Below are 17,375 nucleotides of genomic sequence, written 5' to 3' on the forward strand. Positions count from 1 at the left end.
GGGCAATCTACCTGGATAGTTATCTCGCACATAACTTCCTGTAAACACCCTTGCTGCCATACTTATTCCTACATCATACATTGTAGACCACTACCGAAATTTGTATTTTCCTGTCTACAGCCCCATAACATAATCTATAGGCAGAAGTATAAATAACTATACTTACCGCTAAAATTCAGAAGGCTATGATGATGCCGGTTTACATACTGCTTTCTTTGCTGCTGTCAACAATCCCTGTGCAGGAAGACGCATACAAAGCGCAGCGTGAGCAAATGGTGGAGCGACAAATCAAAGGCCGCGGCGTAAGTGATAAAGCGGTACTGAATGCCATGCGCTCCGTGCAACGACACCTCTTTGTGCCTCCTGCTATCGCTTCCAAAGCTTACCAGGACGGTGCCTTGCCCATCGGGTACAAGCAAACCATCTCCCAGCCTTACATGGTAGCCTACATGACCCAGGTGATCGAGCCCAAACCTAACATGAAAGTGATGGAGATCGGGACCGGATCAGGCTATCAGGCTGCCATCCTGGCTGAGATCGTGAAAGAGGTATACACCATCGAGATCATTCCGGAGCACGGCAAAATGGCCGCAGCCCGACTAAAGAAACTGGGTTATGATAACGTGGAGGTAAAAATCGGCGACGGCTACGCGGGTTGGGAAGAGCACGCGCCCTTCGATGCGATTGTCGTGACGGCTGGTGCAGAATCTGTTCCCCCTCCCCTGTTTGAGCAGCTCAAGGAAGGTGGACGCATGGTCATACCTGTCGGGCCCGTGCACAGGACTCAAACCCTCAAACTGATCGAAAAGAAACGGGGCAAAGCCATCACCCGCAACCTGATGCCGGTGGTGTTTGTACCCTTTACAAGAGAAGGACAGAAATAACTTATACCTACCGAGAAAGCTATCTACCTGGCCAGAAAAGCAAGCAAATCATAAAAATCCATACCTATACCTGCAAAATTGCGTAAGCGCTATATAGCAACTCAGAAACATAGTTCTATACCTATGTTCAACTGAGGTTGCTATTCATAATTCATTCTCAAATCAAAGCTTACACATGCAGAAAACTTTACTTTCTTTCCTGATTATCTTGTTAACTGTAACTACAGCAACCGCACAGGTAGAGCCCGACACCACCTGGCGCAGAACTTTTTCGGCTGGCATCAACCTCAACCAGGCCGCCTTCAGCGACAACTGGAAAGCGGGCGGCATTAGCTCAATCGCTTTTAACTCGCACCTCGATGCACGAGCAGACTATAAGCTGGACAGAATATCCTGGGACAATGCCGTGCAGATGCAGTATGGCTTGCTTAAAAACAAAGGCGAAGAGCACCGCAAAAGCATCGACCGCATCTTTCTGGACTCCAAGTATGGCTATGCGATCTCATCTGACTGGAACACCTTTGTATCAGCAAACTTTCTGTCGCAGTTTACCAGGGGTTATGAGTATGACATTGACGCTGACGGCAACGACCGCTTGATCTCCAACTTCCTGTCACCGGGCTTTCTGACCTTTGCGCTGGGAGCTGAGTATAAGCCCAACCCTTATTTCTCACTCCGCCTGAGTCCCTTTGCGCCCCGCTTTACCTTTCTGGCAGATGATAATGTAGCGGTGAATGAGCGCTACGGCGTACCGGAAGGCAAAAGCGTACGTACAGAATGGCTCGCTGCCATGGTCCAGGCAAGTTACAACCGCGACATCTTCACGAACGTCAACCTAAGGCTGAACTACATGTCCTACATCAACTACAAGGAATTGTCCGGCAAGCGCATCGACCACATGTTCAACTCCGTACTCACGGCCAAGGTAAACCGCTACATCAACGTCAACCTGATGGCCAATTTTATCTACGACTACGACCAGGACAGCGATGTGCAGTACAACCAGTCACTCGGCCTGGGCATTCTCTATACCATGCAGGGTTTTAGCGTAAACTAATTTGCCTCTCACATAAGCAGCGAGAGCACCCTGGTATGCCCAGGGTGCTCTCGCTTATTTTAAGGTATACAGGATGATGTGTTTACTGCCTGCTAAAGGTTACTTCCATTAAGAATGCACCTTCTTGGGTATTTCACTGCAAGGTCCTTCGTAGCGCACGAATATGTGTATGTAAAGTGAGCGCGACCACCTGAAAATTACAGGCAGTAAGCCGATTACCACAGCAGCTACCACTCCGATCATCATAGCCATGGTGATCTCCTCTACAAAGAGAGACAGAAAAAGAAGCGAAATGATGAAGATTGCCACATTAAAGCCAAAGCTCACATACATGGCGCCATAGTAAAAGCCGGGCTCTGGCTCAAAGGCCTGTCCGCAGCAGGGACAGTTCTCATGCATGTCGGCAAACTTGGTGGTGTAAAGGCCGCTCTTGAACATTTTACCCTCCCGGCACCGCGGGCATCGGTTAAATAAAATACTATATAAAGCGGAATTTCTCTGGCTCATGTTAGCTGTTTATCTAATGTTACAACATACTTGTCAAAGGTACGAAATTTGGAGACAAAGAGTATTAATTAACCTAATTTACACCGTTAGAATTCCACGATAAAACCGAGTGTCGGCACCAGATTGCCATCGTCGTTTTTGAGGATGACAGGTATAGCATTGCCTCCATCCAAACGCAGCGGATTGCCATCGGTGGTGGCGAAGCCGGTATTGTCCTCGTTGCGCTGGAAGGTATAGCGGTCGAAGCCCGGCGTGTTGCTGCCCAGCACGTTGGCTATGTCCAGAAACAGGTCGAGAGTGATGCGGCTGAAATTCCACTTCTTGTCGATGCGTACATCTAGCTGGCTGAACGGCCGCAAGCGATCAGTATTAAGACGGGTATAGTCGAGTATACCTACCCCTAAGGAGGCATAGTTGCGCTGCGAGGCCTCCAGATCAAAAGGCGTGGCAGGCGCGCCGCCCGCGTAGCGGTACTTGGCCCCAAACTCCCAGTTACGTGGCAGCTTCTTGCCCAGCAGGCCAGAAGCGAGGTGGCGGTAGTCCCAGGCGCTGGACACGTAGCGGCCGTCAGTGCCGGCAAACTCACTGACCACATAGGTATAGGAGAGCACCCCGAATACCGTTCTTGTCAGCTTCTTCTGCACATAAAACTCGGCTCCGTAAGCCCTCCCCTTTCCGGTAGTACTCACGGCCTCGTTTCCAATCGACCCGAAATCACCTCCCTGGTTGGCCAGCGAAATACCGTCGCGCAGCGACACCGGGTAGTTGCTGTAGTCTTTGTAAAAACCCTCTACGGTGAAGCGCAGATCTTCGCGCGGCAAAAACTCAGTGCCCAGCACATAATGGATAGACCGAATGTAATCGGCGGAGCGGTTGAGGAAGTCGTTGTTTTCCTGGTAACCCAGCACGGTATAGGTTGGCAGTTTATAATAGGTGCCCCACGATCCGTTGATCGTCCATTTGTCGGTGAGCAGGTATGAGGCCGACAGGCGCGGTGAGAGTGTTTTCAGCGGGTTGCGGCCCTCATCGGTGAAAGAATTCATGTCGGTGCGCAGTCCGAACGACAGGCTAAGCCGGTTGTTCAGCACCGAGCGTGACACCTGCCCGAAGGCGCCATACCGGAAGAAGTCGAGGTTGGTGTCGTAGTTAACCGTTACGGCAGGCTGCACCAGGTTGCCGTTTTCGTCGCGCACCTCATTACGGATCAAGCTAAAGATGTCGTTAGTGAACTGCACATACTGCCCCGACACGCCATAAGCGTACTTGAAGCCGTTTCGGTACTTGTTCACGTCCAGTCGCAATTTGTTCTCGGTTTCACGTGAATTCGATTTAAGCGTGAGCTGCGGAGTACCTCCCTCCTGCGCCGCCTCCATCTTCTCCAGATCAATATTGAAAGCGTTCCGGCTCAGCGCCAGGTTTACATACCCATCGTTGACGAGTCGCTTCAGCGCCACGCCGGTTGTGTAGTTCCATTGGTTGTTCGAAGGTATAGAGCGCAGGATGTACTCGCTTTCGGGCGTGCTTTTGCGTGGTACTCCAAAGGCAAACTCGTCGATGGCCCCCACCCCGATAAAGGAAAGCGAGGTTTTATTGTCGATCTTGTGGTCTACTTTGTACTGGAAATCCCAATAGTTGGGTCGGATGGGCAGGTCGAGCAGCTTAAACAGGAATTGCAGGTAGCTGCGGCGTGCCGACACGAGGTAGGTAGTTTTAGGTGATAGTGGTCCCTCCAGCGTGGCCGCAAACTCCGAACCGCTCAGGCGCACGTTGCCCGAAAAGCGCTCCGGGTTGCCGTAGCGCTGCCTGAACTCAAACACCGAGGCCAACGCATTATCGTAGCGGGCATCGAAGGCCGAAGAGCTCACTTTCAGATCTTCGATGAAGGACACGTTCAGTATACCCGTCGCGCCGCCGGCACTGCCCTGCGTGGTGAAGTGGTTGATGAGCGGAATCTCGATGCCATCGAGGTAATACACATTTTCGCTCGGCGCGCCGCCCCGTATGATCAGGTCGTTGCGACTGCCCCCGCCTGTGCCGCTGGTGGCTACACCCGGTAGCACCTGCACCACTTTCGAGATGTCGAAATTACCGCCCGGGTTGCTGCGAATTTCCTCCGTGCTCAGACTCTGTACTGAAAGTGGTGTCACGATATCGGCGATGGCTGCGCTCTGACGACGCCGCGCCACCACTTCCACCTCGCCCAGCTGACTCGATGCCGGTACCAGCTCGAAGTTGATGATCTGGGCATTGCCCGACGTCACATTCACGTTGAATTTACTCAGCGCCTGATAGCCAATGTAGGAGCTCTGCAAGGTATAGCTTCCCAACGGAATGTTGTCGATGCGGTAGGCACCGCTCTCGTTGGTGACCGTACCCAATTGTGCACCGACTACTTGTACCGATACCCCAATCAGGGCTTCTTTGGTATTGGCATCGCGTACAATGCCCGTAATCACGCCCGATTGTGCAAAGCTGAGGACAGGGCAAAGCAGTGTTAGAAAGAAGAACAAGCGCATAGCTGAAAGACTAAATTATATCGCAGGTAGTACACACTTCCACTCAAAATGTTTTGAAAACACTATATATTTTTAGTGAATAGATTCCCAGGGATTTACACCTTAAATCAACCCTTTGATGTTTAAACACTTAGCCTTTTAGTCGCTTTTAAAAATTTACAACTCAGTCACCATTTGCCGCAGCCTGTCTGCATTAAGCACGGCATTGCCTACGATGGTGTTGTTAAAGAAAACCCATACCTCTTTGCCGTCTTCGAGCCAGTCTTTTACCATGTAGGCATAACGCTCCAGTTTTTCGTCCGAGTAGGAAGATGAGTACATTCTCTCATCGCCATGCAGCCGCAGGTAGGCCATGTCGGTGGTCGTGACTTCGGTCCCCGGAAAACGCTTGCCAGCATTGGCATTGACGGTGGTGATGTTGAACTCACGCATCAAATCAAAAGACTCATCTGTAAACCACGACACGTGCCGTGCCTCCAGCGCGAAGGGTTGCTTTGGGTATAGCTTCCGCAAGGTATGGTAAAAGTCACCGGCTATAGCTTTGTCGAATCGGAAGCTGCCCGCGATTTGCACCAGCACTGGTCCCAACCGTTCGCCCATCAGTTGGTAGCGCGACATGAATTTCTGCAGCGGCTCTTCTATATCCTGGAACTTCCGTTTGTGCGTGATTTCCTGGTGCAACTTGGGCGCGAACTTAAAATGCGCCGGTGTCTGCGCCAGCCACTTCTCGATGGTTTTGGCCATGGTGAAGTGGTAGAAACTGCTGTTGATTTCGGTGCAGTTAAAACGGGTGGCATAGTGGTTCAGGAAGTCCGCTGACTTGAGTTCGGTCGGATACAGCACTTCCCGCCAGCGGTAACTCCAGCCGGAAGTGCCGATGTATAGTCTATTTAAATCCGTCATTCATCCCCCCTTATGCACCCAGCGGGAAGTTGAACACAAAGGCCGTTCCGTCTGGCGTGATACCATCCAGGCGCACCATGCCACTTCGGGAGGCTGCCAGCGATTTACTGATGTCGGCGAGACTGTTAACAGGGCGTCCATTCACGCGAGCCACCACGGTGCCCTCTGGTATACCTGCCGAATCAAAGAAGCCGCCTGGCTGAATTTTCGTGACGTATACGCCCTCGTTCAGACGATATTGCTGTTTCATGCGGTCGGTTAGTGGCGCAAAATTGGCTCCCAGCCTCGCCTCCAGTCCTTTGGCAGCGGTGTCCGATACGGTCTCTTCTTCCTCGCCCTGCAAGGTAACGGTAGCCTTCCGCTGTTTGCCGTCCCGCAACAGCGCCAGTTCTACTTTGTCACCAGGGTAATGGCGCGCAATACGTTCAGATAGCTCCGCAGAGGTATTCACATCAATACCATTTATCCCCTGAATTATATCACCTTCTTTTAAGCCCGCTTTCTCAGCGCCGCTACCCGGTTGTACGCCCATGATGTACACCCCACTCACCTTGCCCGGATCGATACCACGAGACCGCAACAATTGGTCTTCCACAGCCGGAACCGGGAAGTTCACACCCAGAAAGCCACGGCGTACCCGGCCAAATTCCCGTATGTCGCTTACTACTTTTTGCATGAGGTTAACAGGTATAGCAAAGCCATAGCCGGCATAACTGCCCGTTTGGGAAGCAATGGCCGTGTTAATTCCAATTAGTTGGCCGGAGGTATTGACCAACGCCCCACCCGAGTTACCCGGGTTAATGGCCGCATCGGTCTGGATAAAAGACTCGATGGCGGTGTTGGCCACCTGCGCCGGGTCAACGTAGCCGCCCTGTCCCGGTCGGTTCAGGATGCCGATGCTCCTGCCTTTGGCGCTCACGATACCGGCCGTTACCGTAGAGTTGAGCGAAAGCGGATAGCCTACTGCCAGCACCCACTCCCCTACCTGCACCTTATCTGAATCACCCAGCGGTACCACTGGCAGGTCGCCTCCCTCCACTTTTAGCAGGGCCAGATCCGTGCTGGGATCAGTTCCGATCAGCTTCGCCTCGAAAGTTCGCCGGTCAGGCAACACCACTTCTATACCTGAAGCCCGGTCGATTACGTGGTTGTTGGTGACGATGTAGCCGTCTTTCGAAATAAGCACCCCTGAGCCCGAGCCCCTTGCCGGAGTAGATTGCTGTGGCATCCCAAACATTTCGTAGATCGGGTTGCGGCTGGTTTGCGCAGCGTTGTACAAGGTTTTGATGTGCACCACGGCGGGAGTCACGTTGGCCGCGGCCGCCACGAAATCCGGGTTGCCTACCGAAGACACCACCGGCATGGCGGCACCGCTGTTATTGTTAAAGTTTCCGTTTTGTGAAGAATTACCCTCAAAGAGCTTGTACCCTACAATGGCGAGCACGGCAGATAGGATGGCAATTAGAAAGGTGCCGACAGCTTTTCCCATAAATTTTGATGTATTACCATTTGCTTTACCGATAATCATACGGCCAGGTTGGCTGAAAGGCAGATTTGAATTCATAATGGCTTATTTAAGGGATAGATGAATCGTTTCTTGAGCGATACCTGCGTGATAAGGCGCTCGCTCTTTATACTAATACTCTTTAAAAAAGCGTACGGTTTACAACTTAAATCCTGTTGCTGTCCGTAAACAGTGGGTCAGAGACGATCAAGCCTATACCTATCGATAAGACTATGCCCAACCTGAACGAAGACTACCCAGCAACAGACGCGACACTGGCCAGCACGGAGGCCACAGCCCTAATAGAGGAAAAGCCTATAGCAGAGCCAAGACCCGCTCTGAGTATGTTCGATGCCGTTGCTGTGATCGTGGGGGTGGTGGTAGGTGCGGGCATCTTCAGGACGCCCTCGTTGGTGGCAGCCAATGTGGAAAGCGGTACCATGTTCCTGACGACCTGGTTACTGGGCGGTTTGGTATCCTTGATCGGGGCGCTCTGCTACGCCGAACTCACCACCACCTTTCCGCATGCAGGTGGCGACTATCATTTTCTGACGAGAGCTTTCGGTAAGCGGTTGGCTTTTCTGTTTGCCTGGGCACGTATGAGCGTCATCCAGACCGGCTCCATTGCTCTGCTTTCCTTCATCATCGGCGACTATATGGCGCAGCTCTACAGCATTGGAGAGTTTTCGTCGGTGCTTTATGCCGCATTGGTCGTTATCCTGCTCACCGCTATCAACATTATTGGCGTCAGTTTCGGGACGGGGGTGCAGCGCTTTTTGATCATCTTGGAGATATTGGGCATTTTGATCGTGCTGGGCGCGGCATTTCTGTTCACGCCCAACGAAACGGCAGCAGCGGCCACAAGCAATGCAGGCGCAGGCAACGGTACTTCCATGGGACTGGCCATGGTCTTTGTGCTGCTTACCTTTGGAGGCTGGAACGAGGCAGCTTACATTTCCGCAGAGCTCAAAAGCGGCCGCCGGGGTATGGCCACTGCCTTGATCGCCAGCATTGCCATCATCACCCTGATCTACCTGCTGATAAACCTGGCTTACCTGCATGTGCTGGGTCTGGAGGGCATGGCCTCTTCGGCTGCAATAGCCGCTGACCTGGCGCAGGTAACCATTGGCGACGCAGGAATGGTGCTGATCGGCATTATTGTGGTGCTTGCCGCCCTTACCTCGGCCAATGCCACCATCTTGACCGGAGCCCGCACCAATTACGCCCTCGGCCGCGACTTCCCGGTTTTCAGCTATCTGGGGCAGTGGAACACCAAAGCCTCCTCGCCGGTGAATGCTTATGTGGTGCAAGGGGTGATAGCCCTGGCGCTGGTAGGGCTGGCCTTGTTCACCCGCACTGGTTTCGAGACCATGGTGGAGTATACGGCGCCGGTTTTCTGGTTCTTTTTAATGCTGGTAGGTATAGCTCTGTTTGTGTTGCGGCGCAAGGAACCCGAGCGTCCGAGACCCTTCAAAGTGCCGCTATACCCTGTACTGCCCCTTATCTTTTGCCTCACAAGTGCCTACTTGTTTTACTCCAGCCTGATGTACACTGGTTTAGGCGCCTTGGTAGGTATAGGCGTACTGGCAGTAGGTGTGCTGGTGCTACTGGCCATACCGCGCATTCAGAAACAAGAGGAACAGACAGCCTGACCACAAGTTTGCTTAAATGAATCCTACTCAAATCTACTTAAAATGCCACAATTAAGAACTACTGATCCAGGTGGTACGTAAATACAGCCTGTGCGCGTTACGCTACGCCACAACAGAACTGCTCACCTTATACCTTTATTTTTCTTAAATGGATTACTAACTTAATGAAAACAAGATGAGAGCAATCAAACATTCGCTTGGCACCCTCGTGCTGACACTTTTCGCCACAGTGGCATTCGCCCAGACCACGACCACAGCTCCTAAACTGGATGTACCCTATGTGCCTACTCCACAGAAGGTGGTAGATGCCATGCTGAAATTGGCAAATGTATCGGATGGGGACGTGGTGTACGACTTAGGTTGCGGCGATGGCCGTATCGTGATTACGGCTGCTAAAGAGCACGGGGCCACAGGCATGGGCTTCGACATAAACCCGGAGCGCATCAAGGAAGCAAACGAAAATGCTCAGGAAGCTGGTGTGACAAACAAGGTGAAATTTGTAGAACAGGACTTGTTTAAGGTGGACTACAAGCCAGCCTCTGTGGTAACGCTATACCTGCTGCCGAATGTGAACATGAAGCTTCGCCCGGTGCTGCTTGAGCAGTTAAAGCCAGGTACCCGCATCGTATCGCACGCCTTCGATATGGGCGACTGGGAGCCGGAAGAAACGCAGGTGATTGACGGTTCCACGATATACCTGTGGACTGTACCTGAAAGCAAAAAGATTGGTAAAGGCCGTTAAACACAACTATATCGCATCGAAAAGCCCTGCACATACCGCTTGTGCGGGGCTTTCTTTTGCCAGCTCATCACCCGCTTAAAATAGAGTCTACTTATCTGAATTGATAATAAAATTCCTATATTTACAGCTGACACTAACCACAATCTCCGAAATGTATACAGGAATACAGCACTTACACTCATTTATGACCTATCTGGTACTGCTGGGTCTTATCGTTAGCATCGTTTTTGCCTTTATGGGTATGTCTGGCAACAAGCCGTTTACAGACAAAGATAGAAAAAGAGGCCTTTTGGGTCTTATTCCTGCGCACTTACAGTGGGTGATCGGTGTGATCCTTTACTTTGTATCGCCTTTGGGAATTAGTAACGCAACAGAAGGCTTTATGAAGGACTCCACTTCCAGGCTGTACATACTGGAGCACCCGCTAACCATGATCATTGCCGTGGTACTGATCACAGTGGGGTATGCCCGTTCCAAGCGTCTGCAGGACGACAAGAAGCGTTTCAGCAGCATCGCTATTTTTTACACCATTGCCTTGATCCTGATCTTGGTTCGCATCCCGTGGAATGCATGGCCGACTAACTAAGCCGCCATCAGGTATAGCCCCATCGGGCAGCGCCTCCCCTTTCAGGTATAGCCCTGGAGCGGGAGGCGCTTTTTTTAGAGAGCACTCAATTTGACATTATGAATACAACACCTTTAAACACCGACATACCTGCCACCCTACAGGAACTTGGCCGACTGCTTTACAACAGCCACTACAGGTATAAGGAGCCCGCCTTGCGGCACCGGCGATTCCGGCACAGCGACATTGTGCCGCTAATTGAACAGCTGCAGGAAAAGCCGCTGTTTGACGTGCAGGTGGCTGGCCACTCGGTACAGGGCCGTTCGATCTACCTGATCAAAGCGGGCACGGGCAAAACGAAGGTCCTGCTCTGGTCCCAGATGCATGGCGACGAGCCTACCGCCACTATGGCCTTGTTCGATTTGTTGCACTTTCTCAGCCAGTCCGATGAATTGGATGCGGTACGCAAGCACATGCTGGAGCATCTCACCCTTTACATGGTGCCGATGCTCAACCCGGACGGGGCCGAAATGTATGCCCGCCGCAATGCCCTAGGTATAGACATGAACCGTGATGCCCTGCGTCTACAAAGTCCGGAGTCTGTCTTGCTGAAACAGTTGCGCGACCAGTTGGAGCCGGCCTTCGGCTTTAACCTGCACGACCAGAGTCGTTACTATACTGCCGGCTATACCGCACGTCCGGCCACGATCTCTTTTCTGGCCCCAGCCTACGATTATGACCGCAACATCAACACGGTTCGTGAGCGGGCCATGCGTACCATTGCCGGAATGGACCATGTACTGCAGCAGTTTATACCTGGGCAGGTGGCCAAGTTCAACGACGAGCACGAGCCGAGGGCTTTTGGCGATAACATCCAGAAATGGGGCACCAGCGTTATTTTAGTCGAATCGGGCGGGCAGCACAGCGACCCGGAAAAGCAGCACATCCGCCAACTCAACTTTACGGCCATCCTCTCGGGGCTATACCTGATTGCAGAGGATAACTACAAAGCGTTTGAGCTGGAAGGGTACAACCGTATACCTGAAAACCAACGGCACCTCTACGACCTCGTGCTGCGCCACGTCCGCTATACCGAAAATGGTCACGATACTATACTGGACATCGGCATTAACCGACTGGAAGTAGATGCTCCCAATCACCTCGGCTTTTACCATAGCAGTGCGGTAGAAGAGATCGGTGACATGAGTGTGTTCCATGGCTACGAGGAACTGGATGCGACCGGCCTTACGCTCGTGCCGGGCAAGGTATACGAGCAGCCCATCGAGAGCCTGGATGATCTGACAGCGGAGCTCGGGACCGATCTGCTTATGCAAGGCTACACCACCATCCGGGTGCGCCACCTGCCTGGCGTGCTGCCCGATCCTACTTCGCTCCCTCTCAACGTGACAGGTATAGTCAGCATCGTTAACCATCACCTGACACTCGACGAGCCTGCCAACTTTGTTTTGAAAGATGACCAGGACAAAACGAGGTATGCGATCCTCAACGGTTTTGTGTATGATCTGCAGGGGGAACGACCTACCCTCTACCACGGGCTGTTGCACTAAGCCTGCGCCCAGACAAATTTGTCCGCCAAAGTCCTTCCCCTTTTGGAATCAGTTTGTATCTTACAGACTGATTCCAGACCAACCTTCGCTACATGGTATTAAATTATCTCTGGGCGGCCTTCTTCCTGATCGCCTTTGCTATTGCCTTGTTTCAGCTCATCGTGTTTCGCGATGTGGAGATCTTCCAGAAACTCGTTACCAGCACCTTCGACAACGCCAAGCTCGGCTTCGAGATCTCACTCGGCCTGACCGGTGTGATGACGCTTTGGCTGGGGCTGATGAAAGTTGGTGAGCGCGGCGGCATCATTGCCATTTTCTCCCGCCTGGTGGCACCTTTCTTCAATCGGCTTTTCCCGGAGATACCGAAAAACCACCCCGTGTTCGGTTCTATCCTGATGAACTTCTCGGCCAACATGCTGGGGCTTGACAATGCCGCCACACCACTAGGCTTAAAGGCCATGAAGGAGATGCAGGAGCTTAACCCGATCAAGGAAAGGGCTTCAAACGCTCAGATCATGTTCCTGGTGCTCAACACGTCTGGCCTTACCATTATACCCATCAGCATCATGGTGTTCCGGGCGCAACTGGGCGCCGCCGATCCTTCTGATATTTTTATACCTATCCTGCTGGCTACCTTCTTCTCTACCACGGTAGGTTTAATAGCCGTTGCATTGTACCAGCGCATCAACCTGTTCAACCCCGTTATCCTGGCCTACATCGGCACACTGATGCTGCTTATTGTGGGGCTTATCTACTACTTCAGCACAATCTCTCAGGAACAAGTGAGTGTCATCTCGCAGGTGGCGAGTAACGTGATTCTGTTTTCGATCATCATTTCGTTTGTGGGGCTGGCGCTTATCCGGAAAGTGAACGTGTACGAAGCTTTTATTGAGGGTGCTAAAGAGGGCTTCTCAGTGGCGATCACCATTATACCTTACCTGGTAGCCATCCTGGTAGCGATCGGGGTGTTCCGTACATCCGGTGCGTTGGATATGATCGTGGATGGCATAGGTTACCTGATTGCCCTGACAGGTGTGAATACGGACTTTGTGCCTGCCCTTCCTGTTGCTTTCATGAAACCACTAAGTGGTAGTGGTGCCCGTGGCCTGATGGTGGAAGCCATGACCACCTATGGTGTGGATTCTTTTGTGGGACGCATGGCTTCGGTATTCCAGGGCTCTACCGAGACAACTTTTTACGTGCTGGCGGTTTACTTTGGCTCTGTTGGCATTAAGCGCTCTCGCTACGCCCTCACCTGCGGCCTGCTGGCCGACCTAGCCGGCGCTATTGCCGCCATCTTTATCGCTTACCTGTTCTTTCACTAGAGCTGTATTGTACCCATAAAAAAAGCGGCTGGTCTTACAGAACCAGCCGCTTTTTTTATTTAATTATTATCCTTTTAATTTCTGGCAACAACCGGATGACCTTCCAGTTGAGCATAGCTCAGTTTCCAATTGCCATCTTCTCCTTTTTTCCAAAGCAGCATAAAGTTGCCTTCGCCAAGTCCACGGGGTTCACCGGGACTAGCCGGCAGCACGTCTACTGAAAACGTACCGGCCTCATAAGCAATCTGAGTATCGGAACCTGAGCTCACCGGGTATGTTTTCAAATCGGCGATGGTGCCCATGGTTTCACGGACCCATTTATCCGACACTTCAGATTTACCTCGGTAGATGACCTCGCCTTGCAGAAACTGCACATCTTCGGACATCATCGCGATCACTTTGTCAGAGTCCCTTGCATTCCAGGCACTGATAAATTCCTGGTTCAGCTCACGAACATCCACTGACTCGCCCCCTTCCAACTTCGCGCAGGAAGCCAAAAAGAATAAGGCAAATAAGGTGTAAAGTATGTTTTTCATGATTTCTAAAATTTAGGTGAGTAAATCACGTCGCAATACGTGAAAATTACATCGCTGGATTTATACCTTCTCCCAGCTTTATGCCGGGAGAAGGTACAGGGTATAGGTGTTACCAGCTCTTTCTGCGAACCTCAGAAGTATAGTATGGCTTGCTGCGGTCACCATAATCCAGGTTAGGCAGGAAGTTGGCATAAACTGTCTGAGGAGTCGGTCCATCTTCAGAGGCATACATCATCGCCAATGAATTGGCTGCTGCTGTCTCAGCTGGAGTGGCAGCCACTAAACTTGACTGCGAAGCAGGAGTTCTTTTTGCTGGAGCTGGCGTATTCTTGGCTACTGTGGCTCTATTAGCTGACGCACGTTCTGCGGCGGCGGCACGCTGGGCTGCGGCGGCTCTCTCAGCAGCTGCTACACGAGCCGCTTCTGCTTCACGCTCTTTCTGCTTGTTGTCGATCACCTTGCCTACACCGTAACCAACGGCGCCACCGGCAACACCACCTACAACACCTCCAACTACACGGTTACGCTTATGTATAATAGCGCCTGCAGCGGCACCTGTACCGGCACCGATCACAGCACCTTTTGCCTGAGGGCTCCAGCCAGTTCTTTTTTCCTGCGCCTCAGCTGATCCGCCAAAAGCTACTGATGCCATCAGTGCCAGGCTCATGATATAGCTTACCTTTTTCATAACACTTTCAGTTTTGTTAAAAACATTAACTCTGTTGTCAGGACTAATTACAAGTTGCGTGCCAGTACGATAGAAAATGATGCTGCTCATTCCGAAAATACCCCTTAAAAAACTATTAGGCTCTACCCGAGCAACCTATAACATATTGATATATAAGAACATAAATAACCTCATCACTTTGCCAAAAAAAATTAAATCAGGTATAATAAAAATCTGTTTTATAAGCTTTGGTGGAGCATAGTCTATAGCTGGAATCAGAAATACCTTGCTTTTTACAGCTAATAAATTATCTTTAAAGAATGGAAAAACTGCATCGTCTCACTGCCCTATTTGCCAAGGTTATAGTCACTGTACTGATATTTGCCTCCTGCCAGCAGGTAGCTTCTGATCAAACACAGTACGAACTCCTGATCCGCAACGCCATGGTAATAGACGGCACTGGCAATGCAGCTTATGCTGCGCATGTCCTGATCAATGGCGATTCCATCGCGCTCATAGAGCCCGACACTACCCGAACTTATACTGCGACTCGCACCATTAATGCCTCCGGCCTATACCTGACTCCAGGATTCATTGACACCCACGCCCATGGCGATCCGCTCGAGACACCTGATTTTTCTAATTTCCTTTCGATGGGTGTGACTACTATTTGCCTGGGACAGGACGGCTTTAGCCCGGAACGTGAAAACCTAAAAGAGTGGATGCAGGAAGTAGACGGGAAAGAGCTGGGGGTTAATGTGGCCATGTTTGCCGGTCACAACACACTCCGTATGCTGTCAGGTATAGCTTACGATTCGATCCCCTCGGCGCAGGGCATGGCCAAAATGGAACAGCTCCTTACAGATGCACTTGATGCTGGCTGCTTTGGCCTGACCACGGGTTTGGAGTACAGCCCGGGTTACTATGCCCGCTCTGCTGAGCTCAACCAACTTGCTCAGATCGTAGGCAGAAAAGAAGGCATTATCATGAGCCATATGCGCAACGAAGACGATGCCTATGTCGAAGCATCAATCAGGGAGCTTCTGGAACAGGGTAAAAATTGCCCTGTGCATGTCTCGCACATTAAGGTAGTGTATGGTAAAGGTGAGGCGCGTGCCAACCGCATCCTGCAACTGTTGGACTCTGCACGCCAGCAAGGTATACAGGTAACAGCTGATTTTTATCCCTATACCGCCAGTTATACCGGCATCGCCATTCTGTTCCCGGACTGGGCTAAAAAGCCCAATGATTACCAGGAAGTACTGAAGACCCGCCGTCAGGAACTGGCCACTTTCCTGCGCAACAAGATCTTACAGCGCAATGGTCCGGAGGCAACGCTGATCGGTTCTGGTCCTTACAAAGGCAAGACCCTGCAACAAGTAGCTGTAAAGCTTAACAAGCCGTTTGAATTGGCCCTGATGGAAGACATTGGTCCCTACGGTGCAGACGGTGCCTACTTTATCATGGACGAAGCACTGCAGGAGACTTTTCTAAAAGACCCACATGTGATGGTCTGCAGTGATGGCAGCCCCTCTATGCGCCACCCCCGCAGCTTCGGCACCTTCGCCCGCATTTTGGAAACTTACGTCGTGCAAAAACAGCTACTGGCTTTAGAAGAAGCTGTTCATAAAATGACGGGGCTATCTGCTGAAACGATAGGTTTGCGCGACCGCGGCCTCGTGAAACAAGGGTTTAAGGCTGATCTGCTACTGTTCAATCCAGAGGAAGTGCGGGAGAACGCTACCTATGAGAATCCAAATCAGGAGGCTACTGGGTTTAGGTATGTTTTGGTGAACGGGGTGGTGGTGCGAGAGGGGACAAAAGCAGCACCATTGGGCATGGGAAGTATGCTACAAAGGTAAATGTCCTAGCTACCAGTTTGTATAGTATCCATAGTTAACTGGTTATTTCTACTCATTATATTGGGACTTAATGTTAATTATAAAAAGCAACGAATACACAAACCTGTATTTATTGCTTAATTCCTCATGCTATAAGAATAATATAAAAAATAATCATTTCAGAACAAATATATACCTAAAAGCAACTTAGTATAAAATACACTCGTATTGTAACCAAATACGTTTTTATTTAACTATTCTTATCAACACCATCCACCCTTGCTTTTAGAAACATGCGATCTATCTCTACAAAGTATATATTTAGTGCACTCACTTTTATTATTTTAGCATCTGCCTGCACAGGTACTAAAGAGGCTGTGTACTTTGATAATATAGGTAATACAGAAATTTCAGGCAGTTATGAAAGTCATGAGCCTATTATCCAATCCAATGACCTCCTAAGTATTAACATCAACAGTCTCAATCCAGAGGCGACTGAGTTATTCAATGTTTCTAACCCCAGTACTTCACGCATCTCAAATACAGCTGCAACCAGCACTGTTTCCCCCGTCATTGGATACTTAGTGGATCAAGATGGATTTGTACAACTACCCTTTTTAGGTAAAGTAAAAGCTGCGGGTTCTACAAAAAAGGAGTTTCAGAATGTCATTAGACGAGAATTGATTACTAGAAAACTACTAATTGATCCTATTGTAGATGTTCGCTATCTAAATTACAAAATTTCAGTGTTAGGAGAAGTTGCGCGCCCTTCTGTACTCACCATCCCTAACGAAAAAATTACACTTTTGGAGGCTCTCGGACTGGCAGGGGACCTGACAATTTATGCAAGCAGAAAAAATGTACTGCTGATTAGGGAAGAAGACGGCAAAAAGAAGCTTACCCGGATTGATCTTACATCTGACGAGATATTCAAATCTCCCTATTACTACCTAAGGTCTAATGACATTATTTATGTTGAGCCTAATGTAACAAAAATTCAAAGTGCAAGCCCGGCAAGACAATGGTTGCCTGTAATATTCAGCGGCTTGACGGTGATTGTGATTGCTGTAGATCGTCTCACTAGATAAACTCTAACAAATAAAAGCTT

Annotated in this window: 15 protein-coding genes; 9 read left to right on the forward strand and 6 right to left on the reverse strand. The window is 50.6% G+C overall.

Annotation, left to right across the window (positions count from 1 at the left end; genetic code table 11):
• The first annotated feature begins 185 nt into the window (after positions 1-185).
• Complete coding sequence (locus tag C8E01_RS20800) at positions 186-884, forward strand: protein-L-isoaspartate(D-aspartate) O-methyltransferase (protein ID WP_116545386.1); 699 nt, start codon at positions 186-188, stop codon at positions 882-884.
• Between the two features lie 175 nt (positions 885-1,059).
• Complete coding sequence (locus C8E01_RS20805) at positions 1,060-1,941, forward strand: DUF3078 domain-containing protein (RefSeq protein ID WP_116545387.1); 882 nt, start codon at positions 1,060-1,062, stop codon at positions 1,939-1,941.
• A 108-nt stretch (positions 1,942-2,049) separates the two neighbouring features.
• On the opposite strand, the gene C8E01_RS20810 is transcribed toward C8E01_RS20805, so the two are convergent.
• From C8E01_RS20810 to C8E01_RS20825, 4 genes are all read right to left on the reverse strand, one after another.
• A complete protein-coding gene (locus tag C8E01_RS20810; RefSeq protein ID WP_243409747.1) occupies positions 2,050-2,379 on the reverse strand; it encodes a DUF983 domain-containing protein in 330 nt (109 codons plus the stop codon).
• Positions 2,380-2,534: 155 nt separating this feature from the next.
• Complete coding sequence (locus C8E01_RS20815) at positions 2,535-4,964, reverse strand: TonB-dependent receptor (RefSeq protein ID WP_116545389.1); 2,430 nt, start codon at positions 4,962-4,964, stop codon at positions 2,535-2,537.
• Positions 4,965-5,120: 156 nt separating this feature from the next.
• Positions 5,121-5,867, reverse strand: a complete 747-nt coding sequence (locus C8E01_RS20820; protein ID WP_116545390.1) for a DUF72 domain-containing protein — start codon at positions 5,865-5,867, stop codon at positions 5,121-5,123.
• 10 nt (positions 5,868-5,877) lie between these two features.
• Positions 5,878-7,356 carry a Do family serine endopeptidase gene (locus tag C8E01_RS20825; protein WP_116545391.1) on the reverse strand — a complete coding sequence of 493 codons (1,479 nt, stop codon included), beginning with the start codon at positions 7,354-7,356 and terminating at the stop codon, positions 5,878-5,880.
• Between the two features lie 248 nt (positions 7,357-7,604).
• Between C8E01_RS20825 and C8E01_RS20830 the strand changes: the two genes are divergently transcribed.
• The 5 genes from C8E01_RS20830 (at position 7,605) to C8E01_RS20850 (ending at position 13,223) form a co-directional block, all read left to right on the forward strand.
• The gene (locus C8E01_RS20830) at positions 7,605-9,023 is read left to right on the forward strand and encodes an APC family permease (RefSeq protein ID WP_116545392.1); all 1,419 of its coding nucleotides are present in this window, start codon (positions 7,605-7,607) and stop codon (positions 9,021-9,023) included.
• 175 nt (positions 9,024-9,198) lie between these two features.
• Positions 9,199-9,765 carry an SAM-dependent methyltransferase gene (locus C8E01_RS20835; RefSeq protein WP_116545393.1) on the forward strand — a complete coding sequence of 189 codons (567 nt, stop codon included), beginning with the start codon at positions 9,199-9,201 and terminating at the stop codon, positions 9,763-9,765.
• A 184-nt stretch (positions 9,766-9,949) separates the two neighbouring features.
• Complete coding sequence (locus tag C8E01_RS20840; RefSeq protein ID WP_207774931.1) at positions 9,950-10,351, forward strand: hypothetical protein; 402 nt, start codon at positions 9,950-9,952, stop codon at positions 10,349-10,351.
• Between the two features lie 98 nt (positions 10,352-10,449).
• On the forward strand, positions 10,450-11,898 hold the full coding sequence (locus C8E01_RS20845) for a M14 family metallopeptidase (RefSeq protein WP_116545395.1): 1,449 nt from the start codon (positions 10,450-10,452) through the stop codon (positions 11,896-11,898).
• Between the two features lie 92 nt (positions 11,899-11,990).
• Entirely contained in the window at positions 11,991-13,223 is a 1,233-nt protein-coding gene (locus C8E01_RS20850; protein WP_116545396.1) for a nucleoside recognition domain-containing protein, read from the forward strand.
• A gap of 74 nt (positions 13,224-13,297) precedes the next feature.
• Here C8E01_RS20850 and C8E01_RS20855 read toward each other — a convergent pair whose 3' ends face one another.
• Both C8E01_RS20855 and C8E01_RS20860 read right to left on the reverse strand, forming a co-directional pair.
• On the reverse strand, positions 13,298-13,759 hold the full coding sequence (locus C8E01_RS20855) for a YybH family protein (RefSeq protein WP_116545397.1): 462 nt from the start codon (positions 13,757-13,759) through the stop codon (positions 13,298-13,300).
• Between the two features lie 109 nt (positions 13,760-13,868).
• A complete protein-coding gene (locus C8E01_RS20860) occupies positions 13,869-14,447 on the reverse strand; it encodes a hypothetical protein (protein WP_116545398.1) in 579 nt (192 codons plus the stop codon).
• A 299-nt stretch (positions 14,448-14,746) separates the two neighbouring features.
• Between C8E01_RS20860 and C8E01_RS20865 the strand changes: the two genes are divergently transcribed.
• Both C8E01_RS20865 and C8E01_RS20870 read left to right on the forward strand, forming a co-directional pair.
• On the forward strand, positions 14,747-16,288 hold the full coding sequence (locus C8E01_RS20865) for an N-acyl-D-amino-acid deacylase family protein (protein WP_116545399.1): 1,542 nt from the start codon (positions 14,747-14,749) through the stop codon (positions 16,286-16,288).
• A gap of 272 nt (positions 16,289-16,560) precedes the next feature.
• Positions 16,561-17,355, forward strand: coding sequence for a polysaccharide biosynthesis/export family protein (locus C8E01_RS20870; RefSeq protein ID WP_116545400.1), 795 nt, complete (start codon positions 16,561-16,563; stop codon positions 17,353-17,355).
• The last annotated feature ends 20 nt before the right edge of the window (positions 17,356-17,375 follow it).

Source organism: Pontibacter virosus (genome assembly GCF_003096355.1).
In the GTDB taxonomy this organism is placed as follows: Bacteria; Bacteroidota; Bacteroidia; order Cytophagales; family Hymenobacteraceae; genus Pontibacter; species Pontibacter virosus.

Excerpts from the sequence above, each read along its gene's own strand:
- C8E01_RS20800 (WP_116545386.1), top strand. The coding sequence starts at position 186 with ATGATGATGCCGGTTTACATACTGCTTTCTTTGCTGCTGTCAACAATC.
- C8E01_RS20805 (WP_116545387.1), top strand. The coding sequence starts at position 1,060 with ATGCAGAAAACTTTACTTTCTTTCCTGATTATCTTGTTAACTGTAACT.
- C8E01_RS20810 (WP_243409747.1), bottom strand. The coding sequence starts at position 2,379 with ATGTTCAAGAGCGGCCTTTACACCACCAAGTTTGCCGACATGCATGAG.
- C8E01_RS20815 (WP_116545389.1), bottom strand. The coding sequence starts at position 4,964 with ATGCGCTTGTTCTTCTTTCTAACACTGCTTTGCCCTGTCCTCAGCTTT.
- C8E01_RS20820 (WP_116545390.1), bottom strand. The coding sequence starts at position 5,867 with ATGACGGATTTAAATAGACTATACATCGGCACTTCCGGCTGGAGTTAC.
- C8E01_RS20825 (WP_116545391.1), bottom strand. The coding sequence starts at position 7,356 with ATGGGAAAAGCTGTCGGCACCTTTCTAATTGCCATCCTATCTGCCGTG.
- C8E01_RS20830 (WP_116545392.1), top strand. The coding sequence starts at position 7,605 with ATGCCCAACCTGAACGAAGACTACCCAGCAACAGACGCGACACTGGCC.
- C8E01_RS20835 (WP_116545393.1), top strand. The coding sequence starts at position 9,199 with ATGAGAGCAATCAAACATTCGCTTGGCACCCTCGTGCTGACACTTTTC.
- C8E01_RS20840 (WP_207774931.1), top strand. The coding sequence starts at position 9,950 with ATGACCTATCTGGTACTGCTGGGTCTTATCGTTAGCATCGTTTTTGCC.
- C8E01_RS20845 (WP_116545395.1), top strand. The coding sequence starts at position 10,450 with ATGAATACAACACCTTTAAACACCGACATACCTGCCACCCTACAGGAA.
- C8E01_RS20850 (WP_116545396.1), top strand. The coding sequence starts at position 11,991 with ATGGTATTAAATTATCTCTGGGCGGCCTTCTTCCTGATCGCCTTTGCT.
- C8E01_RS20855 (WP_116545397.1), bottom strand. The coding sequence starts at position 13,759 with ATGAAAAACATACTTTACACCTTATTTGCCTTATTCTTTTTGGCTTCC.
- C8E01_RS20860 (WP_116545398.1), bottom strand. The coding sequence starts at position 14,447 with ATGAAAAAGGTAAGCTATATCATGAGCCTGGCACTGATGGCATCAGTA.
- C8E01_RS20865 (WP_116545399.1), top strand. The coding sequence starts at position 14,747 with ATGGAAAAACTGCATCGTCTCACTGCCCTATTTGCCAAGGTTATAGTC.
- C8E01_RS20870 (WP_116545400.1), top strand. The coding sequence starts at position 16,561 with ATGCGATCTATCTCTACAAAGTATATATTTAGTGCACTCACTTTTATT.